At 42.6% G+C, this 24,973-nt stretch carries 21 protein-coding genes and 1 CRISPR repeat array; of the genes, 9 read left to right on the plus strand and 12 right to left on the minus strand.

Features of this window, described 5'->3' with window-relative positions:
• The first annotated feature begins 54 nt into the window (after positions 1-54).
• Positions 55-454: a CRISPR direct-repeat array (repeat unit 37 nt; unit sequence ATTGCAATCAAATAAAATCCCTATTAGGGATTGAAAC).
• 734 nt (positions 455-1,188) lie between these two features.
• Positions 1,189-3,963, plus strand: a complete 2,775-nt coding sequence (locus tag G1O98_RS24950) for a pitrilysin family protein (RefSeq protein WP_163933314.1) — start codon at positions 1,189-1,191, stop codon at positions 3,961-3,963.
• A gap of 582 nt (positions 3,964-4,545) precedes the next feature.
• Here G1O98_RS24950 and G1O98_RS24955 read toward each other — a convergent pair.
• Both G1O98_RS24955 and G1O98_RS24960 read right to left on the minus strand, forming a co-directional pair.
• On the minus strand, positions 4,546-5,169 hold the full coding sequence (locus G1O98_RS24955) for a DUF4231 domain-containing protein (RefSeq protein WP_163933318.1): 624 nt from the start codon (positions 5,167-5,169) through the stop codon (positions 4,546-4,548).
• 9 nt (positions 5,170-5,178) lie between these two features.
• A complete protein-coding gene (locus G1O98_RS24960; protein WP_163933321.1) occupies positions 5,179-5,925 on the minus strand; it encodes a hypothetical protein in 747 nt (248 codons plus the stop codon).
• Positions 5,926-6,339: 414 nt separating this feature from the next.
• On the opposite strand from G1O98_RS24960, the gene glyA reads away from it, so the two are divergent.
• From glyA to G1O98_RS24985, 5 genes are all read left to right on the plus strand, one after another.
• Positions 6,340-7,623 carry a serine hydroxymethyltransferase gene (glyA, locus tag G1O98_RS24965; protein WP_163933324.1) on the plus strand — a complete coding sequence of 428 codons (1,284 nt, stop codon included), beginning with the start codon at positions 6,340-6,342 and terminating at the stop codon, positions 7,621-7,623.
• A 79-nt stretch (positions 7,624-7,702) separates the two neighbouring features.
• A complete protein-coding gene (locus tag G1O98_RS24970) occupies positions 7,703-8,953 on the plus strand; it encodes a competence/damage-inducible protein A (protein WP_163933327.1) in 1,251 nt (416 codons plus the stop codon).
• Between the two features lie 48 nt (positions 8,954-9,001).
• Entirely contained in the window at positions 9,002-9,262 is a 261-nt protein-coding gene (locus G1O98_RS24975) for a CopG family transcriptional regulator (protein ID WP_163933330.1), read from the plus strand.
• Entirely contained in the window at positions 9,249-9,665 is a 417-nt protein-coding gene (locus G1O98_RS24980; RefSeq protein ID WP_163933333.1) for a PIN domain-containing protein, read from the plus strand. The genes G1O98_RS24975 and G1O98_RS24980 overlap by 14 nt, the downstream gene beginning before the upstream one ends.
• Before the next feature lie 358 nt (positions 9,666-10,023).
• Positions 10,024-10,818: a DUF2993 domain-containing protein gene (locus G1O98_RS24985; protein WP_175586859.1), complete on the plus strand. Its 795-nt coding sequence runs from the start codon at positions 10,024-10,026 to the stop codon at positions 10,816-10,818.
• A gap of 334 nt (positions 10,819-11,152) precedes the next feature.
• On the opposite strand, the gene G1O98_RS24990 is transcribed toward G1O98_RS24985, so the two are convergent.
• The 8 genes from G1O98_RS24990 to G1O98_RS25025 form a co-directional block, all read right to left on the minus strand.
• Positions 11,153-12,544 (minus strand): UDP-glucose/GDP-mannose dehydrogenase family protein, encoded by a 1,392-nt coding sequence (locus tag G1O98_RS24990; RefSeq protein WP_163933336.1) that lies wholly within the window; start codon positions 12,542-12,544, stop codon positions 11,153-11,155.
• A 149-nt stretch (positions 12,545-12,693) separates the two neighbouring features.
• Positions 12,694-13,644 carry a UDP-glucuronic acid decarboxylase family protein gene (locus tag G1O98_RS24995; RefSeq protein ID WP_163933337.1) on the minus strand — a complete coding sequence of 317 codons (951 nt, stop codon included), beginning with the start codon at positions 13,642-13,644 and terminating at the stop codon, positions 12,694-12,696.
• 421 nt (positions 13,645-14,065) lie between these two features.
• The gene (locus tag G1O98_RS25000) at positions 14,066-16,204 is read right to left on the minus strand and encodes a cation:proton antiporter (RefSeq protein WP_163933365.1); all 2,139 of its coding nucleotides are present in this window, start codon (positions 16,202-16,204) and stop codon (positions 14,066-14,068) included.
• Positions 16,205-16,346: 142 nt separating this feature from the next.
• A complete protein-coding gene (locus G1O98_RS25005; RefSeq protein WP_012411448.1) occupies positions 16,347-17,003 on the minus strand; it encodes an HAS-barrel domain-containing protein in 657 nt (218 codons plus the stop codon).
• 128 nt (positions 17,004-17,131) lie between these two features.
• Complete coding sequence (locus G1O98_RS25010) at positions 17,132-17,329, minus strand: NAD(P)H dehydrogenase subunit NdhS (RefSeq protein WP_012411449.1); 198 nt, start codon at positions 17,327-17,329, stop codon at positions 17,132-17,134.
• 87 nt (positions 17,330-17,416) lie between these two features.
• Positions 17,417-18,730 carry a rod shape-determining protein RodA gene (rodA, locus tag G1O98_RS25015; protein ID WP_163933340.1) on the minus strand — a complete coding sequence of 438 codons (1,314 nt, stop codon included), beginning with the start codon at positions 18,728-18,730 and terminating at the stop codon, positions 17,417-17,419.
• A gap of 185 nt (positions 18,731-18,915) precedes the next feature.
• Complete coding sequence (locus G1O98_RS25020; RefSeq protein ID WP_163933343.1) at positions 18,916-19,986, minus strand: Mrp/NBP35 family ATP-binding protein; 1,071 nt, start codon at positions 19,984-19,986, stop codon at positions 18,916-18,918.
• 206 nt (positions 19,987-20,192) lie between these two features.
• Positions 20,193-20,717 carry an SRPBCC family protein gene (locus G1O98_RS25025; RefSeq protein WP_163933347.1) on the minus strand — a complete coding sequence of 175 codons (525 nt, stop codon included), beginning with the start codon at positions 20,715-20,717 and terminating at the stop codon, positions 20,193-20,195.
• Between the two features lie 308 nt (positions 20,718-21,025).
• On the opposite strand from G1O98_RS25025, the gene hemF reads away from it, so the two are divergent.
• Both hemF and G1O98_RS25035 read left to right on the plus strand, forming a co-directional pair.
• Positions 21,026-22,069, plus strand: coding sequence for an oxygen-dependent coproporphyrinogen oxidase (gene hemF, locus G1O98_RS25030; RefSeq protein WP_163933350.1), 1,044 nt, complete (start codon positions 21,026-21,028; stop codon positions 22,067-22,069).
• 262 nt (positions 22,070-22,331) lie between these two features.
• On the plus strand, positions 22,332-22,700 hold the full coding sequence (locus tag G1O98_RS25035) for an STAS domain-containing protein (protein WP_163933353.1): 369 nt from the start codon (positions 22,332-22,334) through the stop codon (positions 22,698-22,700).
• Between the two features lie 55 nt (positions 22,701-22,755).
• Here the strand turns inward: G1O98_RS25035 and G1O98_RS25040 are convergent, their stop codons facing one another.
• Positions 22,756-23,361 (minus strand): chromophore lyase CpcT/CpeT, encoded by a 606-nt coding sequence (locus tag G1O98_RS25040; RefSeq protein ID WP_163933356.1) that lies wholly within the window; start codon positions 23,359-23,361, stop codon positions 22,756-22,758.
• A 204-nt stretch (positions 23,362-23,565) separates the two neighbouring features.
• Between G1O98_RS25040 and psb29 the strand changes: the two genes are divergently transcribed.
• A complete protein-coding gene (gene psb29, locus G1O98_RS25045) occupies positions 23,566-24,273 on the plus strand; it encodes a photosystem II biogenesis protein Psp29 (RefSeq protein ID WP_163933359.1) in 708 nt (235 codons plus the stop codon).
• A 65-nt stretch (positions 24,274-24,338) separates the two neighbouring features.
• Here the strand turns inward: psb29 and G1O98_RS25050 are convergent, their stop codons facing one another.
• Positions 24,339-24,701, minus strand: coding sequence for a phage holin family protein (locus G1O98_RS25050; RefSeq protein ID WP_012411457.1), 363 nt, complete (start codon positions 24,699-24,701; stop codon positions 24,339-24,341).
• Positions 24,702-24,973 lie beyond the last annotated feature (272 nt).

Consider the following 24,973-nt stretch of genomic DNA (forward strand, 5'->3'; position numbering starts at 1 on the left):
TTGTCTGTTTGGAGGGATTTTCTTTTTTCTCTACCCCTATGTCATCCCTCTTCCAGAGTAACTAGCAACTTGAGTTATTAGGGATTGAAACAATAAAATTACCTTCAGTGCCATCTTTCGCATAGATTGCAATCAAATAAAATCCCTATTAGGGATTGAAACAAATGCGCCTATGAAGGCATCCTAGTAACGTTTGAAAATTGCAATCAAATAAAATCCCTATTAGGGATTGAAACGATGTGACAAAAACTGACTTTTGTAATTATTCTAAAATTGCAATCAAATAAAATCCCTATTAGGGATTGAAACACAGGTGCAGCATCTTCCCAAAGAAAAACTTCAAAATTGCAATCAAATAAAATCCCTATTAGGGATTGAAACCTCATCATTTCGCTTACTGGGGCAATCGCTCTGCTCATTGCAATCAAATAAAATCCCTATTAGGGATTGAAACAGATTTAATAAATTTTGCTGATACCCAGTCCAGGGTTAGCGCGTCTCAAACCCTATTGACAGGCGGATAATATTACGGAATTAGAGTTTGAGATAGCAGAGACCAACACAGAACACTTGTCAAATGGAACACATTGCAATAGTTGTTAATATAATTAAAATAGTTAGTAACAGTACGTAAATTTATATCTAGCTTGAAAAGATAAAATAAGTGTTATGGAATAGCAACAAAAGTTTTTATACCATTATTGTGCAATACGGTTCAGTTAAGCAAAGCACAACCCAACAAAGCCCCGAAAATGTTGGGTTTCGTTCCTCAACCCAACAAATTAAGCTTGCCGCACTACTACACATTTCAAGGTTTTTGGCGCTAACTGAACCGTATTGCATTATTGTGGACTATTGCTTGTAAGTGTATTGCAAATAAGTCAACGTGAAAACCGACTATTACGGCATAGGAAAAATAAAGCTACCATTAAAAATGTTAAAAAAGCTGAGAATGTTAAGTCTTCTCACTTCCACGAAGTGGTACTAAGGTTTTGTTTTATCAAAACAGAATTCAGGAGTCAGAATACCCTTTCAGGGAAGCAAGCTACAGAATGAATGCTGTACAACTGGTGGATAGCACAGAGGTAGTGAGTCCCCTACTAATTGATTGTGACCGGAGTTGCGGAGTCCCCGGCTTTGCTTCTGAATTCTTCTTCAAAATTAGAAAGTTTGCATTTGGCATTGCTTATGAAGTTACGTTCATATATGTTTATAGGTTTTTTTCTGAGTCTGCTCTTAACTTTTTTGCCTCTTTCGAGCAATTTCATAAATGCTGCAACACCGACAGCAGTCGCACCTGTATCTGCGGCCTCATTTACCCAAGGGGTTAAAAAAACGGTGTTGGACAATGGCTTAACAGTGCTAACCAAGGAAGTTCATACTGCTCCAGTGGTGAGTGTGCAAGTTTGGTATAAAGTTGGTTCCCGTAACGAGGTTAAGGGAGAAAATGGTATTTCTCACCAGCTAGAACATTTGATGTTCAAGGGTACAACTGCCCGCCCAGTGCAGTTTGGAAGATTGTTTAGTGCCTTGGGTAGCCAGTTCAATGCTTTTACTAGTTATGACGAAACAGCTTACTTTGGCACAGTGCAACGAGACAGACTCGAAGCATTGTTGACACTGGAAGCCGATCGCATGGAAAATTCCTTAGTTGGGTCTGAACAACTCACAAGTGAAAAGCGAGTGGTGATATCCGAGTTACAAGGGTACGAAAATTCACCAGGCTATCGTCTGAGTCGGGCAGTAATGCGAGATGCTTTCCCTAACAGAGCTTATGGCTTACCAGTGGGAGGCACAAAAGCTGATGTAGAGAAATTCACGGTGGAGCAGGTACGGAATTATTACCAAACCTACTACAGCCCAGAAAATGCCACGTTAGTAATTACGGGGGATTTCGCCACAGAACCTGTACTCAAAGTTGTTAAAGAAACTTATGGGAAATTGACAAAACGATCGCAACAGGGCAACTGGAGAAATGTCGCTCTATCTTCTCCAGTTGCCCCTATTACTAAAAAAGCACCGATTGTTTTGAAGCAACCTGGAAGCGCGGCACTACTACAAGCAGTGTATCCTTTACCAGATATCAAGCATCCTGATGTGCCGGCAATTGATGTGATGGATGCCATTCTCACGGGTGGACGTAGCTCTAGACTTTACCAGGCTTTGGTAGAATCTGGACTTGCCAGTTCAGTAAGTGGCGGTGCTGCCGAACTCATCGAACCAGGTTGGTATGAAATTAATGCTACGGCGGCTCCAGGTCAAGAGTTAAGTAAAATTGCCCAGGTGCTTCAGGAATCTTTAGGAAAGTTGCAACAGCAGCCTGTCACCACAGAAGAATTGAACCGAGCGAAAACGCAACTGCAAGCTTCATATATCTTGGGTAATCAAGATATTACTAGTCAGGCTAGCCAACTCGGATATAACCAAACGATCGCGGGCGATTATCATTTTATTGAACAGTATCTCGCTGCGATCGCTAAAGTCACCCCAGCCCAAGTACAAAAAGTAGCGAAAACTTACCTAAATCCGGCTAAACAAACTATCGGCTTCTTTGAGCCGACTCAACCGGATGGGAAACCAGGGACTTCTAGCGCTGGTTCTGGTCGCACAGTAGAAAATTTCAGCCCCGGTAAACCTGTAGATCCGGCAGAACTAGCTAAATATCTCCCACCTGCCACATCAGCTACAGATTCGGCCAAACAATCGCTACCAGAAGAGTTTACCTTAAATAATGGTTTGCGGGTTTTGTTGTTACGCGATCGCAGTCTCCCCACTATTAACCTGAGTGGACAAATTGACGCTGGTACTGAATTTGACGGTAATCAAAAAGCTGGATTAGCGAATCTGACTGCGGCCAACTTAATGAATGGGACGCAGACTAAAAATGCTCTTACCCTAGCAAAAACCTTAGAAGACCTGGGAGCCGATTTGAGCTTCAGTGCTAGCCGTGAGGGAGTGAACGTTAGCAGTGAAGCACTTTCAAAGAACCTGCCGATACTGATTCAAACTCTGGCAGATGTGTTAGAAAACGCCACTTTCCCAGCCGACCAGCTAGAATTGAGCCGTCAACGAGCGTTGACAAGTCTTAAAGTCCAGCTAGATGATCCTAGAGGACTAGGACGACAAGTATTCCAGCAGGCAATTTATCCTGAAACTCATCCATTTCATAGCTTTCCTACATTTGAGAGCTTAAAGAGCATTAGTCGTGATGATTTGCTTGGCTTCTATCAGACACACTACCGACCAGATAATACAACGATCGCAATAGTTGGAGACTTTGATCCAGTTAAGGTAAAAACTTTGCTGAATCAGGCGTTTGGCAAATGGCAAGCCACAGGTAAGCCACCTGTGCTGAAAATATCACCCGTGCCATTACCGCAAACTTCAACACGTTTAAACAAAATAATTCCTGGTAAAGCTGAGGCTGTTACCTACATCGGCTACAACGGCATCTCTCGCAAAGACCCGCGTTATTATGCGGCACTGATACTGAATCAAATTTTGGGTGGTGATACATTATCGAGCCGCTTGGGTACGGAAGTGCGCGATCGCCTCGGTCTAACCTACGGTATCTATAGTGGTTTTGCCGCCGGCATCAATCCCGGCCCATTCTTGATTCAGATGCAGACTGCTCCTGGAGATACCCAAAAAGCGATCGCCAGTACTCTCGCTTTACTTAAACAGTTGCGCGAACAAGGAGTAACTGAGGCTGAATTCAACACGGCAAAACGCTCACTTACTAATAGCTACCCCGTGGATTTAGCTAATCCCAGTAATGTATCAAGTATCATTTTGGATAATGCTGTCTTGGGACTTTCACGATCGGAAATCCGAGACTTTCCTCAACGGATTCAAGCAGTCACTATGGCTCAGATGCAACAGGCAATTGAGGATTTAATTAAGCCAGAAAATCTGGTAATTGTCACCGCCGGGCCTGGAGAAACTTTACCTAAAGGCGGTTAATTAGCTCACTGAATTTTTAATTTTGGATAATGGAATTGAAAGATTCAAAATTCCAAATTTAACCTGACAGTGTTAAGAAACACATACCTGAACATTTCGAGAGAGTATTTCTCTATCTAATGGAGGAATTAAGAAAGATAGTATCAGGACAAAATAAACAGATATTCCGATCACCTGACGAACTTTAACTCCTATATTCCTCATTTCTAGATAGAAATGGGGAATTTTTTTCAAAAGCTACCAACATGGAATTCCAATAAAATATTTATCTGTCTTTAGGAGGAATAACATAAAGTCTAAAAATAATAAAAACTTAAGTAGCCCGATTACCCTACCGAACTTTGTTCTAGCTCTCCCCATGTTTTTATCTAACGGGGGAGAGTTTATTTAAACAATCGATGGCTGCACCAACGAGATGAGAGTTTTTTCAAATCAATCAGCTTAGTTTAAGCCTTGATTATCCCTAACCTTCGTGAAAATAATTTTTAATGACGCTTCCACATTGTTAATGTAATTCGTAAAGAAGCATGTAAATAGAGCAAATTAAACCTCTAATTCTCGCAATATTTTGTTTTCCCGATTTTATTTTTCTTCTTTCTTTTCTTCTAAATTGGTTATCTTTGCATTTGGCATCAGGATATGGTTTTCTTGGCTCTGTTTTTCTTCTTTCTTTTCTTGTATAACTTGAGTGGAATATATTTCAACATCTCGTTGAATAACATCTTCTACATTACCCGCAAAAAGATTAAACGCCTGTTGGTGGCTTGTATAATCATGATAAGGGCCTGTCAACTGGGAGAATTGCCACCCTTGGGTTTTCAAAGATTCGACTGTACGGCGATAGTGCCGCCAACGTTCACCGTAATGAAAAAACTCTTCAATGGCAGCACTAATAGCAACAATTTGACTCAAACCAAAAGTTGACCAGATAATGATATTTCTGGATCTTTCGTTAACTTGTAAAGTAGAATTAGTGTTAATGTTTAAACTTACCAGCGCTGGGAGAATTACACCGCCAATAATAGTTGTTATCCGCAAAAAATAATGGCGATCACGTGATAAATTAGCCTTACCTTCCATCCAGAGTACTTGGTCTAACCAGCGCGATCGCAAAAAATGCTTTTGCCCATCGCCTAAATTCATACCTTCAAATAACTTGTTAAAATCTTCCTTTAAAAATTCCTGATAACTATCTTTTTTTGCCATTATTCACTCCTAATTAGAAAGCAAATCTTTAATTATTTGGCCTAAATTTTTAACCCCATTCTCTATGTCAATCAAGTTGACGTATTGTAATATACCAGATTTTGCTAACTTTTTAGCTCGCTCATCAGTAGCTTTTCCACGCAAAGCATCGGCAAGGATATCTGCGGTTCTACCACTACCAGCAATCACAACAACTAACCTTCCAGTATTAACGCTATAAAACGCATCATCAAAGGTGATCTCACCACCGTTTAAAAGTACAGTTACTGAAGGTGCATTATTAGCCAGCATAGTTGCAACGTCAGATATCCAAGGTGATTCGTCGCCCCAATTATCGCCAGGAACCAGTACAAAATGAGTATGGTTTGGCTCTAACGGTGTCAAATCAGCACCGGGTTCTTGTTGATTAGGTAAAGCCACTTTGTTTTCAGGTGTTACACCAATCAAAGCAAACTTAGCACCTATCTGGCTACGAGCCTCACCCATCAATTGCATAACTCCTGCATCCGTACCTCCATCCACAACATAAGCACCTAAACTTTCGGCTATTGGGGCTAAAACTTCCGTAAACAACCGTTTAATACGAAGAAAATCAGCTTCACTGATTTTACTTGCACCCCCTACCACTACTAAAATAGAACGCGAACCGCCAAGCCCTATTTGCTCAAGAGCATCTGGTAATTCGGCTTGTTGATCGACTCGAATAGCTAATGCTGTTTGTCCTCTGTCAAAGGTAAGTTTCACAGGATTTTTCATTTGTCCACAATTCTGACTGATTAAGTTTCCCAGGGTAGAGGTTCCTAGGCATGTTTCGCAAGGGTTGTATTACTGATAGTTAATTGTCGAAGCGTTCAGATTTTTGTTCTACCGAGGAGCGATGTCTCCGACGGGTGGTTCCTGAGCGCAGCCGTACCACTTCGTGGAAGCAAGCTACGCGAAGCGTCTCCGACAGGAGAAGGGCTACGTCTATGTCAGAAGTATTATTTGGTGCAGCTTCAAAAAGCAACGTTATGATAATTAATGCATTAATCAAGCTTACGCCTAATAATAAATAAGTTGGCACAAACAAACCTCTAGAATACGGAGACGATTAATCGCCTCTATAAAGCTGTTAGGTGCTGTGCCAAACCAAAATCAGCCGTTGTACAAATTTCCATAAGGATAATTGAAGTGACTAGGACTAATTCAGACTTTCTTTCCTCCACCGATCCAGCGATCGCGGAGTTAATCAACGACGAACTACAACGCCAGCGAGATCACTTGGAGTTGATTGCTAGCGAAAACTTTACCTCTGCTGCTGTACTGGCGGCTCAAGGTTCAGTACTGACAAATAAATATGCCGAGGGATTACCTGGTAAACGCTACTATGGCGGTTGCGAGTATGTTGACAAAATTGAGCAACTAGCGATCAATCGTGCTAAACAGATATTTAGCGCTGCTCATGCAAATGTCCAACCCCATTCTGGCGCACAAGCCAATTTTGCTGTATTCTTGTCGCTGCTGCAACCAGGGGACAAAATTATGGGGATGGATTTGTCTCACGGGGGGCATCTCACCCACGGTTCACCTGTAAATGTCTCAGGTAAGTGGTTTCAAGTTAGCCACTACGGTGTGAATCAACAAACAGAACAACTTGACTATGACCAAATTCGGGAGCTGGCGCTGAGGGAGCGTCCTAAGCTCTTGATTTGTGGTTATTCGGCTTATCCCCGGATAATTGATTTTGAAAAATTCCGTAGTATTGCTGATGAAATCGGTGCTTACTTACTTGCCGATATCGCTCATATCGCTGGTTTAGTTGCTAGTGGTCTTCACCCCGACCCCATTCCTCATTGTCATGTAGTAACAACAACTACACATAAGACTCTACGCGGTCCTAGAGGTGGTTTAATCTTGACCAGCGATGCAGAACTAGGTAAAAAGCTAGATAAATCTGTTTTTCCTGGTACTCAGGGCGGACCATTGGAACACGTCATTGCTGGTAAGGCAGTGGCTTTTGGAGAAGCCCTAAAGCCTGAGTTTAAAACTTATTCTGCTCAAGTAATTGAAAATGCTCGTGCTTTGGCAGAACAACTACAAAATCGGGGTTTAAAATTAGTGTCAAATGGCACTGATAACCATTTACTCCTCGTGGATTTACGTTCTGTAAATCTAACTGGGAAGCAGGCAGATCAGCTAGTCAGCACTGTGAATATTACTGCTAACAAGAATACTATTCCCTTCGATCCGCAATCGCCATTTGTTACCAGTGGTCTGAGGTTAGGTTCGCCAGCAATGACCACACGGGGCTTAGGGTTAGCAGAATTTACCGAGATTGCAAATATTATTAGCGATCGCCTGCTTTCTCCAGATTCCGACGTAGTAACCCAAGATTGTCGGCAAAGGGTAGCAGCATTGTGCGATCGCTTCCCCTTATATCCTCACCTGGAAATTCCTGTACCAGCATTAGCATAATTGGGCATGGGGGATGGGGCATTGGTAAATAGTTCTTCTTCCCCAATTCCCCATTCCCCATTCCCAATTCCCAATTCCAATGAGTGCAGAAATTATTTGTGTTGGTACTGAATTGCTGCTAGGAGATATACTCAACGGCAATGCTCAATATTTGGCGCAACAATTAGCGCAGCTAGGAATTCCCCACTACTATCAAACAGTAGTTGGGGATAATCCAGAACGGTTGAAGCAAGTTATAGAAATTGCTATTTCCAGAGCGCAAATTCTCATTTTCACTGGTGGACTCGGTCCCACACCAGATGATCTCACCTGCGAAACCATCGCCGATTTTTTTAAAACCCCTTTGGTAGAAAACCCAGAAATCATCGAAGACATAACCCAGAAATTCGCCCAACGAGGCCGGGTTATGTCACCAAGTAACCGCAAACAGGCTTTGATTCCCCAAGGTGCAGAAATTCTCCCCAATCCCACTGGAACAGCACCCGGTATCATTTGGCAACCTCGTCCTGAAATCACGATTTTTACCTTTCCCGGTGTTCCCAGTGAAATGTACACAATGTGGGAAGAAACAGCCGTCCCATTTCTCAAAAGTCAAGGTTGGGGTAAAGAAATTATTTACAGCCGGAGTTTAAAGTTTTGGGGTATTGGTGAATCTGCTTTGGCGGAAAAGGTTGCTTCTTATTTGAAGTTACCAAATCCTACAGTAGCCCCTTATGCAGGTAAGGGGGAAGTAAGATTGCGAGTTTCTGCTAAAGCCACTTCCGAAGCAGCCGCAGAAGACCTAATTGCGCCCATTGAAAAACAACTTAAAGAAATTGCCGGACTAGATTTTTACGGCGTTAATAATGATACTCTTGCTTCCGTTGTCGGTGAGTTATTGCGGGCATCAAAGGAAACGCTTTCGGTGGCAGAATCTTGCACTGGTGGCGGTTTAGGGCAAATGTTGACTGAAATTTCTGGGAGTTCTGATTACTTTTGGGGTGGCGTAATTTCTTATGACAATTCGGTGAAGGTTAAGCTGCTAGGGGTTAACCAGGAAGATTTAGATAAATTTGGGGCAGTAAGTGCTACTGTTGCAGAGCAAATGGCAATTGGAGTCAAAACCCGCCTTGCAACAACTTGGGGATTGAGTATTACTGGTATTGCTGGCCCAACTGGAGGGACAGATACAAAGCCAGTGGGTTTAGTTTACGTTGGTTTAGCTGGGCCAAAGGATGAAGTAGCAAGTTTTGAATATCAGTTTGGTACAGTGAGAGGCCGCGCTCTAATTCGTCATGTCAGTGCGAATGCAGCATTGGATAATCTGCGGAGGAAGTTGTTGAGGAGGTAGAAGGTATGTTATCTTTGTCATACATTTGTATGACGAACGAACCTAACCATGCGAATTAATGCGCGATTAGATGACGAGTATGCTGACAAACTAGCCTTCATTCAACAGCAGACTAATCAGGCAGTAACAGATGTAATTAAATCTGCTCTCGAATTGTACTACCAGCAGCTTCAGCAGGAGCAAAAGAACGCGTTGTCGATGCTGACCCAAACAGGTTTTATTGGTTGTGGTGAGACACATCCGGATCTATCTGTAAATTACAAATCAATTTTGAGAGATGGCTTGAAAGCTAAGTATGATTATCGTTGATACTGGCTTTTGGTTAGCATTGGCAAATCGCAATGACTCGTACCACACTCAAGCAATAACAGTACTTGCCAATGTCAACGAACCTCTGATTACGACTTGGGCTGTCGTTACAGAGACTTGCTATCTACTGCTAACAAAGATGGGAAACCACGCCCAAGTAAGTTTCATTAATAACTTATTTTTAGGGGCCTTTACGGTTTTTGATTTGCAACCCCATCATGGTAAACGCATTTGTGAACTGATGGAAAAATATGCGAACTTACCAATGGATCTGGCCGATGCTTCGTTAGTAGTTTTGGCAGAACATCTGGGACATGGAAGAATTTTGTCTATAGATTTCAGAGATTTTAATGCTTACCGTTGGAAAAATCAGTATCCGTTTGAAAATCTGATGGTATGTTAAAAACTCAATTATCAATTATGCAGCTATGAGCAAAATTCCCCTTCTTCAACCAAATCAATCATACTTTTTGATTTTGATTGAAAAATATACACTTACTCCAGAGTGTTAATCGCATTTGTATTACCCTGCTTGGCAAGTTCTAGAATATTTAGCTGTATTATATTTAGTACTGGTGAGAATCTTAGCAATAACTTAGTTTGATTATTCCAACTCATTCAAAGTAATATTTGACACAGTGAACTTCTAATCATCAGTTATCCAACTCCTACCCATCAGCACAATTAATCACGGGATCGCTTGCTGTATTCTTCACGATTTGTTACAAAAGTACAAAGAACTTCTAGAGACCCAAAACCACATGTTCGGCGGACTTACTGGTTTACAAGATCCTAAAGGCACAGATTGGGGAGAGCGGATGCTCAACACAGTCGCCAGCCAAACGATTCGCCACCTGTTTACCCAAAGCGAGTCAGTAGAAGTCTTTGTGCGCTGCTACCCCTCCAGCAAGCTCTTGCAAGGCAGCATTGATAGCTTCAAAATGAGCGGTCGTGGCTTGGTGATTCGGAGAGATTTCGCGGTAGAAGAGATGTCTTTTGAAACCGATGCGGTGGCTATTGACTTCGGCTCGGTTTTAAGTGGCAAACTTAGTCTTAAGCAACCCACTCAAGCGATCGCTCAAGTAATTCTATCAGAAGCAGGCATTAACCAAGCCTTTAGTGCGGAACTGGTGAAAAAGCGTCTGCTTAACCTCTCCGTACCCTCTCTGACGGCATTATCTGGCGGTGAACCCGTTTCCTTTACGGAAGTTCAGGTACAGCTATTACCTGAAAATCGGTTGCAGGTTGTAGCAAAAGCAGATTTAAACAATGGCGAACTTGTACCCCTGAGCATGATCCTAACTATAGGTATTGAAAGGCGGCGGCGAGTTTCTTTCAAAGATCCGAAAATTCAACTTGATCAAGTGCCAGAAGCACAACAAGAAATCTCGCAAACCTTGAGCGTAGCGCTGGTAGAAATTTTAGATAATATGGTTGATTTGGATCGTTTTGACCTCGATGGAGTGAAAATGCGGCTCAACCGATTAGAAACTGAAGGTCAAAAACTTATTTTCAGTGGATATGCTGAAATTGAACGTATACCAAGTAGCAGCTAGTATGAAATTAACACGCAAAAAATCAAAGTAAAGTCTTTCTGAGCAACTTTGTGCAAAACTTTAAACAAATTAAATACCGCCTAGATTATTCTAGGCGGTAGTTTAAATCTTTAGGTTTTTAAGGGATTTCGGAGTAATTGATTATAGGTTGTTATTCATTTTTACTTAATTACCCCTAACTCCCAATACGGTTTGGTTAAGATCCCCCCGCCTGCGGCGACCCCTTTTTAAGGGGGACTTTGAGAGCTTTTTGCCCCCCTTAAAAAGGGGGGTTGGGGGGATCTTCAAAAGATTAAAACTTTAACCAACCGTATTGCCCTAACTTCCTAACTCTCTACCTTCCCACGCCTACATATTGGAATCCAGCGCGTATCAGTGTTTCAGGGTCAAGGAAGTTACGACCATCGATGATAACGGGGTGGGCCATCAATTTTGCCATCTTCACATAGTCGAGAGTGCTGAACTGCTGCCATTCGGTTACGAGTACTAAAGCATCGCAGCCGTCAGCTAATCTTTCGGCATCGGTTTCTACTAGCACCCCAGAAAGGCCATGACGCATACCTGTTTGGGAAATAATTGGATCGTAAGCTTTAACTTTGGCTCCTAGTCTGTTTAACTGCTCAATTAAAATAAGGGCTGGAGCATCGCGCAAGTCGTCGGTATCTGGCTTGAAGGTCAGTCCGAGTAGTCCAACTGTTTTGCCTTTGAGAATTTTCAGAACTTGTTGGAGTTTCTCCAGAGCAATCAAGCGTTGGCGTTCGTTAACACTAACGGCAGATTTTAGTAACTGGGCTTCATAACCATAGTCATCAGCAGTATGAATTAGAGCCGAGACATCTTTGGGAAAGCAGGAACCACCCCAACCGATACCAGCTTGTAAAAACTTGTTACCAATACGGGAATCTAAACCAATACCTTTGGCTACTTGGGTGACATCAGCACCGACGCGATCGCAAATATTAGCAACTTCGTTAATAAAACTAATCTTAGTGGCTAAAAAAGCATTAGCGGCGTATTTAATCATCTCCGCCGAACTCAGGTCTGTTGCCAGAATTGGCACTGGGGGTAAAGATTGATCCTCAGCGTACTTGCGTTCCACGATCGGGGCATACAGTTGTTGCATTAATGCTACTGCTCTTTGACTATTGCCTCCTAGTACAATGCGATCGGGGTTGAAAGTGTCGTGAACAGCCGAACCTTCGCGCAAAAACTCTGGATTGCTTACTACATCAAACTCGGCTACAAATTCAGGTAATTTATCATCACTCGGCACTCCACCTGCGGGTATCAGTGTTTTCTGCCGCTCTGCAACACCATCTAGAACAAGCATCCGCACCCAGTCACCTGAGCCAATGGGGACTGTAGACTTATTCACTATCACCTTATAACCACCGTTGAGATTTTCGCCAATCCCACGGGCTACAGCTTCAACGTAACGAGTATCACTTTCACCAGTGGGCAAAGGTGGTGTTCCCACAGCAATAAACAGAATTTCACCGTGGGAAACTCCAGCAGCAAGATCGCTTGTAAAATGAATCTTCTGTGTTTGAATGGCAGACTGCATAATTTCTGAGAGTCCCGGCTCAAAAATTGGGGACTGTCCAGACTTCATTAACTTAACTTTTTCTTCGTTGTTGTCTACGCAAATTACATCATGCCCAATATGAGCCAAGCAAGCACCTGTAACTAAACCAACGTAGCCAGTACCAATCACGCAAACACGCATTCTTTAACTCCCTAATTTTTTTGGTGTAGTCTTCAAAAAGAAGTTATCAATATGACACTTAACACACAGTTAGAAAACTCAGTAACTAAGCATACCAGCTACCCTTTGGGTAAGCCTGCATGAAAATTCAGAGCAACGCTAGGCGCTACTTAGTTGGTTGAATTATTGACATCGCCTTGAATGCGATCGCGGAAATCTTCTATTGTCAGTTTTAACCCCTCTTGCAGAGGAATGGTAGGTTCCCAATTTAACCAATTCTTTGCCTTGGTAATATCGGGCTGGCGACGGCGGGGATCGTCCGAAGGTAATGGCTCGAATTTAATCTGTGCATCTGGATTGATCATGTTCTGCACAGCTTGTGCCAACTGTAAAATCGTGTACTCACCAGGATTCCCCAAATTCATTGGGCCAATATAGTCGCTATTCATCAGGCGGATGAATCCTTCTACCAAGTCGGAAACATAGCAGAAACTACGAGTTTGCGAACCATCCCCGTACACGGTTAAAGGATTACCCCGCAAGGCTTGAACTATAAAATTACTTACTACCCGACCATCGTTTTCTAACATTCTCGGGCCGTAGGTGTTAAATATCCGCACAACTCGAATATCAACTTTATTTTGTCTGTAGTAATCAAATGCTAAAGTTTCAGCAATTCTTTTACCTTCGTCGTAGCATGAACGTATCCCAATGGGATTGACGCTACCCCGATACTCTTCAGTTTGGGGATGAACTTCTGGATCTCCGTATACTTCACTAGTTGAAGCCAAGAAAAATCTAGCTTTCACACGTTTAGCCAGCCCCAACATATTCAGGGTTCCCATGACGTTAGTCTTAACGGTTTTAACTGGGTTGTACTGGTAATGTACTGGTGAAGCAGGGCAAGCTAAATGGTAAATTTGATCCACTTCTAACCGAATTGGTTCGGTAATATCGTGGCGGATCATTTCAAAATACGGATGACCTAACCATTTAAGAATGTTACGTTTATGGCCAGTGTAAAAGTTATCCAAGCATATTAATTCATGCCCATCGGTCATTAATCGGTCGATAAGATGGGAACCAATGAACCCAGCACCGCCCGTCACCAAAATTCTCATAGTTTCCCAGTTACTTACAAATATTTTCAGTACCTATTGCACTTACTTTTAGATTACCCAGCTTGGGGACAAAAATACAGAACTCAAAAAAGAACAAGGCTTAATCAAAAAGTGTTATTGAACTTACTTATTTTGCTATGGTTATAGTCTTGTGATGTTTTTACCTGCTTTTTTAACAATTTAACTAGCAAAATAACAAACTTAGTCTCAATATTGTTAGTCTTCCACTTAAAGTTCATCAAATCTTCAATAATATAAAATGTTTTTACGGTTATTGCTGTTCTCAGTTGGATGCAAAGCAGTCAAGAATTGACCGTAGGAATATCTATATATTCTTACAGTCAATTCTTTTGTTGCAAAGCTTTTTTTGAATACAGATCGCAGCCCCAGTTCACTCAGATAGACTAAAATCTGCTTGATATTATACAGCAGATGTAATACTAGTAACCGTGTTAGACATAACTGCGTTTGTGGTTTGGGTGCGCTGCGGTTCTCCAAGCATGACAATGGAGCAGGTTAGTTGTCTGGCTAACTGGGTTGTAACATCGCTAATGGCTAACCCTCCAGGACTGGTACGATTGCGTATAAAAGGTAAAACAACTAAATCATATAATCGTGCTGCCTGCAAAATTGCTTGGGCAACATTTTCATGAGCGATAATTTGAATTTCTGGAGCATTAGCCAAAGCTAAATTAGATACCATTAGGGAGAGGTGCGATCGCCTCCAAGCAATTTTACTGGAACTCGTGCGGCGATCGCACACATTTAGCACAGTAATGTGGCTCTGATTTGCCTCTGCCAGCATCTGGGCAAATTGTACAGGCTGTAATATAGGTGCTGTTAAGTTTTCTACTGGTACTAAGATACGCTGAATTTTTTTCGGTGATTCTACTAGACGTGTTACTGCTACTGGACAATGGGATGCCCAAAGCACACCATCAATCACATTCCCAAATAAACGCGCTCGTAACCCAGTCCGTTTACCCCAACCCATCACGATTAAATTAGCCTTTTGTTCGCGGGCGGCTCGGCTAATTCCTTGAGCAAAGGCATCATCAATTCGCAGCATTGGTTCTGCGACTACGCCCAATAATCGACTGTGTGTCGTCGCTTTGGTCAATAACTGCTCACTGCGTTGTAGAGAAGCTTCTAACTGTGGTGCATCCATCTGAGCCGCAGCAGTTGCGATCGCCAGTGGTATAATTTTCCCCTGGGACTGACGCGCTAATAACGCTGCCATTTCAATTAAATGCTGTTCGGTATGAGGATTATAGACAGGTACGACTATCGTAAAAGCGCTATCTTTCTCTAGTGCATTCTGGTCAGGTAGAGGTGGTGCCGGATCTTCCTCTGGTAAGGAATTCAAACCAACAGCTATTCGACTGGTTATCAACGGCCCCAAAGTTGAAGTTACCACCATTAAGACAATGACACTGTGTAATACTCCTAGTGGCAGCAACCCAGCCTGATATCCCACTAACGTAGCTGCTAAGGTTGTACCAACCTGAGGAAGTGATAGCGACCAGATGGTTAACGTTTCTTGCCACTTGTAGCGGTAAAGCAGTTTTGCCAACAAAGCTGCAATCAATTTACTGGCAATCAATCCGACTATCATCAACAGCGTTAACTTGAGCGTATCCAGGTTGTTCACAAAGGTGGATAGATTGATCAGTAAGCCAAGGTCAACAAAGAAAATGGGAATAAACAACACACTGCCAATAAATACTACCTTTTCTTTGACAGGGCCTTCACCCACAGCTTCATTCACCGCCAAACCTGCTAAAAAAGCACCAACTATTTTTTCTACCCCAATCAATTGAGCGCCTACAGCCGCCAGAAATACGGAAAGTAATACAAACAAAAACTTGTTTCCTTCATCATCTCCAGACCGCTTGAAAAATTCCTTACCTGCCCAATCAAAGCCTGTAACAACGGCAACAGAGTAAATAATTAACCAACCCGACAAGGTGAGTAGTTTAGCAAAGCTGAATGCTCCAGCATGAGTGATGCTTACGCAAACGCCTAAGATCAGCACTGCCCCAATATCTGTAAAAATCTTAGCTCCAATGGTGACAGTAACAGCTTTATTGTTTACTACTCCCAAACGGCTGATTATGGGATATGCCAAAAGAGTATAGGAAGTGAATAAAGAGCCAATTAAAATTGAAGTATTCCAGCCATAACCTAAAATCAGCCCTACTAAGGTTCCCATTATCAGGGGGACAATGAAAGTCAAGCTAGCAAAGCCAAAGGCACGACTTTTTTGGCGACGGAACTTTTCAAGATCAACTTCTAGCCCGGCGACAAACAGTAAATAAATTAACCCAATCTCTGATAGCAGGTTAATCATCGGTGAGTCAGACTGAAATAAATTCCAGCCTGAAGGCCCAAGTACTAGCCCTGAAAAAACCAAACCCACTAATCCTGGTAATCTTAGCCGCTCAAACATGAGGGGGATAACTAAGATAACCACCAGCAAAATAGCAAAGGGAACAATTGGTTCTTTGCCAAGAACTTGGGAAGTTGGTTCCAGAACAAGAACTTGTGATATGAGTTCCATCATGTAGGAATTGAAGGGGCTATGGTAAAACTGCGATTACCTGGGGGCGATCGCCTGATGGATATAAAATGGGTAAGCCACCTGACGAAAAATTAAAAATATTAACTTACACTAACTAGGTAATTGTCTAAGAACTAACTACCTACGGATGGATTTGACTTAAAATAAACCGCAAGCGATCGTAGTCGTCTTTAAGTAGCACGCTTAGGTTACGTCCAGCTTTAATTAGCCATTCTCGGTCAGCTTTGCGTAATTGGTATACATCTCGAATGGCGGCTGCGGTCAAGGACTCGACTGGCGCACCATTAATACAAAGCAATGTCCGCAAAAAATCTAGTTCTTCAGTAAATTTAACGATCGCTTCTGGTTCACACCGATAAACAGCTTGATGAATTTGCGGGGGACGGGGTGGTAGATACTGATATATTCTTTGGTTATAACCTCGATTCTGGGAAGATTGTTCAAATCCCACGATCGCAGCTCTAAATTCTGTTCTCAACATGGCAAATATCTGGGGTTGTTCCTCGCGTAAGTCTTGCAGTGACAACCCCAAAGCCCTAGCTCGGTGTACTGAATCTATAGGCATGGTCGTGGCATAATATACCACCCCATAAACTTGATTCCCAGATTCTTCATCCACAGAGCAAACCCAACTACCAAAGGGTGGCATGGAGGGAAAGCTCAAATCTTCTGGTTCCAAACACTGAGCTAGAAATTCAGTACTAGTAGTTTCAATCACCTCCGCAATGTGGTTGGGATGGCGATCGCCAGTAGCAAACTGTGGTAGGGGGAGGCGCATAGTAATTTAGTCATTAGTCATTGGTGAGCCAGCGCGATCTTGGGGGTTTCCCCCATGAGTGACTGGCGAACCCGTAAGGGTCATTAGTCATTAGTTTTTGCCAAAGGACAAATGACTAATGACTAATCTTATTTGGCTTTTTTCCGTCCGGCTATGGTTTCTACGAGTTCCAATTCGCTTAGGCGAAAGGTAACTAATTTATCCCAGTTACCACCTTCAAATAATACGGCTACTTTGCCATCGGTCAGTCGTTGCACGAGTCCTTCGTAGCGATAATAGGTATCTGCGGGATTCTTGACGCGAACAGTTGCTCCAGGCAGAATCATGTTTTTAGCCTCGCTTGTTTCCTTTTAATAGCTTAATACTTGTTATTAGTCATTTGTCGTTGGTTCTGACAAATGACTAATGACGAATTAATAATACTTCTGCCTTTGGCGAAAATTTGCTACCGATTCTACTATTCCCAAGGAAATGAAGTTGGTCAGCATAGCAGAACGCCCATAACTCATCCAAGGTAAAGGTATTCCTGCCACAGGTGCTAAACCTACAGTCATGCCAACGTTCACAATCAACTGAAACACGATCATAGATAAAACGCCAATAGCCAACAAGGAACCAAAGTTATCTTTGGCGGTTTGGGCAACATGCAGCAGACGGAGGCAAATTAAGCAGAAGACAAACAGCACTAACAAACAACCAACAAAACCGAATTCTTCTCCGACTGCGGAGAAAATAAAGTCTGTATGCTGTTCGGGTACAAAATTCAGTTGCGTCATTGGCCCCTTGAACAGACCCCATCCCCAAATTTCACCAGCACCAATGGCAATACGAGATTGGATTAAGTGATACCCAGCACCGAGTGGATCGTGATCGGGGTCCATGAATACAGTTAGCCGAGCTTTTTGATATGGTTTTAGAATATGGTTCCAAGCGAAGACTCCTAATTCGCCACCCAGTATATTGAGAGTCCACGCACCGATCGCACTGCAACCAAATCTACGCCAAGGGAGAGTTTGCCAGCCCAAAATAGCCATCGCAAATGACCAAACTATTCCCAATGGGCCAAAAGATAGTTCTTTGAATAAAATTATCGGCTCTGATAAAGGCCAAGATATACTAAACAAAATGGCCGCAACCACAGGAGAAATCAGCAGAATTAACCAGCCTGGGTTAGCATTTGCCCAATAAAGCATTCCTAAGACGATCGCACCAAATACCAATGATGTTGCTAAATCTGGTTGCAAAAATACTAATCCCCAAGGTATGGCGGTAATTGCCAGAACTCGGAAAACACCTTCAAGGCTAGAAGCAGTACGCCTGTGTAGCAAAGCTGCTAAGGTAATGATCATGCCGACTTTGGCAAATTCTGAGGGTTGCACGTTAAAGCCAGCGATACTAATCCACCTCTGTGCCCCTTTAGCGCTAGTACCAGCAATCATCACCGCGATTAAGCTGAAATTCGTTAGTGAGTATGTTACCCAGTGCCACTGCATTAAGAGTTCGTAGCGGATGCGAGATAGAAATAGGGCTATAAGCACACCGATACCCGCTACCATCCAGTGCCACCACCAGTCAGTTACTGGCTGCTTCAGTTCCGTACTGAGGATCATGATGCCACCAAAGATACTGACAGCAACTGGCAAACAAAATAGTAGCCAATCTACATGTTGCCAGGGCTTAACCCAAGACTTCCAGCGAATTTTGGGGAGCGATCGTTTTAATAACATTGTGCCAATTTAGACTTTTTTAATTGTTGGGAATTGGGGATTAGGAATTGGGAATTGGGAATTAAGGAGAATAACATTACCTCTTTCCCCCTGTCCCCTGCCCTCTGCTCCTTTGCTTCTTTCCAATACCCGATCTTTAGTATTCCCAGGACATAGCCCAGGAAGCAGATAGAAATTAAAATTAATTATGTCAACGCAGCAACTGATACTTTACCAGCAATTGTAAGAGCGATCGCAGTTAATGCTTTTGCCGAAGCTGAATCTGGATCGCCAACAACTATGGGCACACCACTGTCACCACCAACTCGTGTGGAAATCTCTAGCGGTACGCACCCCAGCAGTGGCACTCCCAATTCGGCGGCGGTTTTGGAGCCTCCACCAGAACCAAAGATGTCATAGTGTTTATCTGGTTGATCGGGGGGGATAAAATAGCTCATATTTTCCACGATCCCCAATACCGGGACATTCATCTGCTGGAACATCCGCAATCCCTTGCGAGAATCTAATAGGGCTACAGTTTGCGGTGTTGTGACAATTACCGCCCCGGCCATTGGCACTGCTTGAGTTAAAGTTAACTGAGCATCTCCGGTTCCCGGTGGCATATCTACAATCAAATAATCCAGTTCTCCCCATTGCACTTGATAGAGAAACTGGCGAATTACGCCATTGAGCATCGGCCCCCGCCAAATGACTGGTTGATCTCGGTCAATCAAAAAGCCCATTGAAACTAATTTGACACCGTGATTAAAAGCAGGTTCCAAAATATCACCTGTTTCAGTGGAACGCACCACAATTTGAGCATCAGCTAGACCCAACATAGTGGGATCGTTGGGGCCGTAAATATCAGCGTCTAACAAGCCAACTTTTGCCCCAGTTTGAGCTAGAGCCACTGCTACATTCACCGCCACCGTACTTTTACCAACACCACCTTTGCCACTGGAAACAGCAATAATATTTTTTACACCAGAAATACCAGTGCGATCAGGCAAACTTTTTTGTTGGGGTGTTTCTGCGGTTACTTCTATGCTGACATCTGTAACACCCGGTAGCTTTTTGACAGCTTTCTGACAGTCTTCGACGATAAATTCACGTAAAGGACAGGCAGGAGTGGTTAACACTAAAGTGAAACTAACCTTGCCACCGTCAATTTTGACGTTGCGAATCATATTCAGTTCCACCAGACTTTTGCGGAGTTCTGGGTCTTCCACTGGACGCAAAATTTCTAGGACAGAGCGAGAATCGAGGACATCGTACATAAAAATTCAAAATTCAAAATGAATAAATACACTTGTGGCGAACATCTTGCTATTAACTCGATGTTTTCTTAAGTAAGGTCAGCTTAGTGTTTTCACTGTCAATGCCGTAATAAAACTTAGCAAATGGCATTATTACCTAATAGAATCTTAACTTTCTTTGGGCATTGGGTACAAAAGGCAGAGGAGCAGGGAGCGCTCCCCTTTACCTAAAAATCAAAACAACTGTCGTCAAGAGATTTCTTCTTCCCAGATACCGTTGGCAATGCCGTCTTTTCTGCTGCTTCTACTAAAGACCGTGCTACGCGGTCTACATAAGGACGGGATAAAGACCAAATCAGGGGCGATAACCAACCCCGTAGGGTTACAGAATAAGATAAACAAGTGCCACAAACCGTTGACTCTACTTGATAAGTCACCCGTTCTTCTATTCCTGGAATTGCCAGCACTCGGATACTCAGCATCTCTCTGTGATTGACACGCTCCACAAAAATACGGATGGGAATTGGTGAAAAGCGTGTTACAGCATGAAAAATCAATCCTGGTTTGGGTACTAAACCATAGGGTACATTAGTACTCTTAAGTAGTGGATGCCAGGAAACATCTGTTAAGTCAGCAACTTTTTGCCACAGTTCATCTACAGAAGCAGAGCTTATCTCTCGATATGTCCGCACCAGAGAAGCGCAAAACCGACGACGTTTGCGGTGGATGAATTTGGATAACCAATCTTGCATTTTCCTAATCCTCCTCCCTAGACACTTTCTGGTAACTCTGGTATTGTGTGCAACTACGCTCAGTTCCTGAAGTACCAAATGAGCGAAATAGTTAAAATTAACAAAATAAAACTCAGTCAATATACAAGCCTATACGCATTTGAGGGAAAATAACTCTAGTGATGGCCATCAATCGTATAAATGCTTAACCAGTAAGAAAAAAGCGGGTTGGGCAAATAGAGCTTGATTGTTGGCGCGTGTTTCCCCCAAATTTTTAAAATTAAGAAATTTGTGGCTTTCTGGAAATTGTAATTTAGGTTCGGGAATCTATGTTGACCAACTCGCAAACACCAACTGTAGCAGCAGAATCATCCAAGTCTTTGCCAGCACCTGACGCTCAGATTAGAGTCAGTCAGTTTATGAAACAACTGCAAGACGAAATTACTGAATCATTGGCAAAACTAGATGGTGTGGCTAAGTTTAATGAAGATAGTTGGGAACGCCCTGAAGGGGGTGGAGGGCGATCGCGCGTGCTGCGAGAAGGTGCAATATTTGAACAAGCAGGTGTAAACTTTTCTGAAGTTTGGGGTTCCCATTTGCCAGCCTCAATTTTAACCCAACGCCCTGAAGCCGCAGGACATGGCTTTTATGCCACGGGTACTTCAATGGTGTTGCATCCTCACAATCCTTACGTGCCCACAGTTCATCTAAATTATCGCTACTTTGAAGCGGGGCCAGTGTGGTGGTTTGGTGGTGGTCTTGACTTGACACCTTATTACCCGTTTGCTGAAGATGCGGCACATTTACACAAAACGTTAAAACAGGCCTGTGACAAACACCACCCGGAGTATTACCCAGTATTTAAGAAGTGGTGTGATGAATATTTTTACCTCAAGCATCGTGATGAGACACGAGGCGTAGGTGGTCTATTTTTTGATTACCAAGATGGTCAAGGTGCTTTATATCGCGGGCCAAATCCCAATGGGGAAGCAGCTATTTATAGCAACCAGGTGGGAACACCAGCAACCCGCAATTGGGAAGATTTGTTTGCTTTTGTGCAAGACTGTGGCAGAGCATTTTTACCAGCCTACGTACCTATTGTAGAACGGCGACATGGGATGGAATATGGCGATCGCCAACGGAATTTTCAACTCTATCGCCGCGGACGGTATGTAGAATTTAACTTGGTTTATGACCGAGGTACTATTTTTGGTCTGCAAACTAACGGACGCACCGAATCAATTCTTATGTCCCTACCACCTTTAGTGCGCTGGGAATACGGCTATCAACCGGAACCCAATACACCCGAAGCCGAGTTGTATGAAACCTTCCTTAAGCCTCAAGATTGGATCAACTGGACACCACCTCAATAGTGCTGTACATGGATAGCGGAGCATTTAGCCTGTGCTGAGTTAGGAGTTAGGAGTTTTTCCCTATCTCCCTCATTTTCCTAGTCTCAGCCACTCCTCGTTTAAAATTGCTACTCAGTACTGATTTAGTGAGTTAAACTACTAAAGTTAAGCACTTAGCAGAAAAAGGTGACAATTTTAGCTATAGCTTGTTAATCTCAAGTGACAGCGTTAGACAATTCTGTAACTACCTAATCTTAAGAGGAATGCCACGGGGAGGGCTTTAGTGATTCATATAGACCAAAAAACTTATACAACCCAAGACGGAAACACCGTTATTGTCCTAACACCAGCAGGTCGCCTAGACATTACCACTGCTTGGCAATTTCGCCTGAAATTACAAGAGTGTATTTCCAAACTCAGCCGCCATGTAGTTGTAAATCTGGCTCAGGTGAATTTTATTGATAGTTCTGGTCTCACGTCTTTGGTAGCTGGAATGCGTGATGCTGATAAAGTCAAGGGCAGTTTCCGCATCTGCAATGTACATCCAGAAGCCAAACTCGTGTTTGAAGTGACAATGATGGATACTGTCTTTGAAATCTTTGAAACAGAAGATGAAGCTTTGGAAGGTGTACCTCGTAGTATGGCTAGCTAAAAAAGAGTTAGGAGTTAATAGAAACTTCATAACTCGTAATTCATGAATGATAGGTTTATCTTATTGAATACTGATTCCGCTTGGTGTAGCGATAAGGGCCCATAATCGCTCCCCAAGTTGCTTTTCCAGTTTCTGGATCAATTCCTTTGTCGTAGCTGTGAAATTCTGCCGCAGTGGTTTCAAACCCCAAGGAAACATAGATGCTATTACCAAGATAAGTAAAGCTGCAACGAGTCTCTGGTTGTGGTGTGGCGGTAAACTTATAGCGATCGCCAGCTAATGCTTCGTGAGTAACTGTTAGGATACAACCTGGTAGTAAATCTAATTGTTCGGGTGTCAGTGTGTTCAGTAGAGCAGGGTTATTGCCTGCGCCTCTTAATGCATCTGGATCTTGAGGTATATAGTATTGTACTTCCAAAGATGTGTCAGAGTTGCTACCCTGACGCAACCGCATAATTCGCTGACGGTAAGGTTTATCTAGGTTAATCACGCTAGCTTGTTCGGCAAACAAGGTGATGCTATCTTCTGTGAACAAATTCACTGGTCTTTGCCACATTCGGAGATGGACATACCAAACTGGTTCTTCTATAGCTTGTTCCCGATTATCAAATTCACCAGCTAGGTACTCACCTAAAGCAATTAACTGTGGCGAGAAGTTCATAAATTCAATAAACAAATTATTAAGGAGAAATATTTCTGGCTAGTTTTTTAGAGGAAAAGGTCTTAATCCCCTGTGGCTACTAGCTTATAAAATACTTTTGATTTGTTTATATTGTAAATGAAACCGTCACAAGTCAAAAGCTCAACTTGGCAAAGTAGCCTTTAAGCGAGAAAATAAAGATACGTCGCCCTTAACATTTTCTTTGTGAATAACGTCCGTACTGTCTCTGATACAAAACGAACTTTTTACAATCTTCACACCCGTCCGATTAACACTATTTATCGTCGGGTAGTAGAAGAATTGATGGTAGAAATGCATCTGCTGTCAGTAAATATCGATTTTAGCTACAATCCAATTTATGCCTTGGGTGTCGTCACAACTTTTGACCGCTTCATGGAAGGCTATCAACCAGAACGGGATCAAGAATCAATTTTTAACGCCTTATGTCAGGCTATAGAAACAGATCCACAACGCTATCGGCACGATGCCCAAAGATTGCAAGCTGTAGCTAAAGGTTTGCCTGTTAAAGATTTAATTGGGTGGCTAGCCCAAACTACTTACTTAGATAGAGATACTGACTTGCAAGCACAACTGCAAGCGATCGCCAACAATCCTAACTTTAAATACAACCGTTTGTTCGCAATTGGTTTATTTTCGTTATTAGAACAGTCAGATCCGGAATTAGTCAAAGATGAAAAGCAACTAACTGAGGCGCTAAAAGCGATCGCAGCTGGCTTGCACGTATCTGATGACAAACTCAACAAGGATTTGGAATTATACCGTTCTAACCTAGATAAGATGGCGCAAGCGCTGGTAGTAATGGCAGATATGCTCTCAGCTGATCGCAAAAAACGCGAACAACGTAAACAGCAATCAACGACTCCCGTTGCTCCCCCAAGTTCCAACGAATAGTTAGGAGTTAGGAGTTAGGAGTTATTAACAACTAAATCCTAACTTCTAGCTCATCACTATTGATTTTAAACACCCAATAATTTGTAGATTAAGCTGTTAATTATAGTCAGCGTAAATGCTCCAATAACAGCACTCCAAATACCGTAACGTAAGCGGAAGCCCTCTACTAACCAAGCAGCAATACTAAAGCAAACTACGGCAATCATAAATGTGAAAATGCCGGATAGTAAATCCAACGTAAGTAAATTGGGAACTGCAAAAACGAGGCTTAAAATCGGTCTGACTATTGCCGTCACGATACCAAGCACTGCGGCAGAAAGAAAAGCTTTACCAGGAGTATCAATTTCAACTCCTAAAGGTAATTTACTAATTATCAACAGGCTGATAGCTGTTACTACCCAAACAATTAAAAGCGTAACGATATTCATGCCACAACCCCTGAAACGTGAATGGCAATTGGTGATAAATTCCTTCAGTTTATCGGTGGAAAAATCTTTAAAGCTCAACCAATTATTTGTAAGTTAGCAGAAATTTCATTGCTAACTGAATTTTGTTTTAGATATCTTTAGGATTGAGAAAAAGCTTCAGGGGAGCAGAGGGGCAGGGGACCAGGGAGCAGGGTTATAAAGAAGAGAAAAGGAAGAGGGGGGAGACAGGAGAGAGAGACTTGTTCAATAATTCCCCCTTGTCCCCTTGTCCC

It is taken from the genome of Nostoc sp. UIC 10630, from assembly GCF_010747425.1.
In the GTDB taxonomy this organism is placed as follows: Bacteria; Cyanobacteriota; Cyanobacteriia; order Cyanobacteriales; family Nostocaceae; genus Nostoc.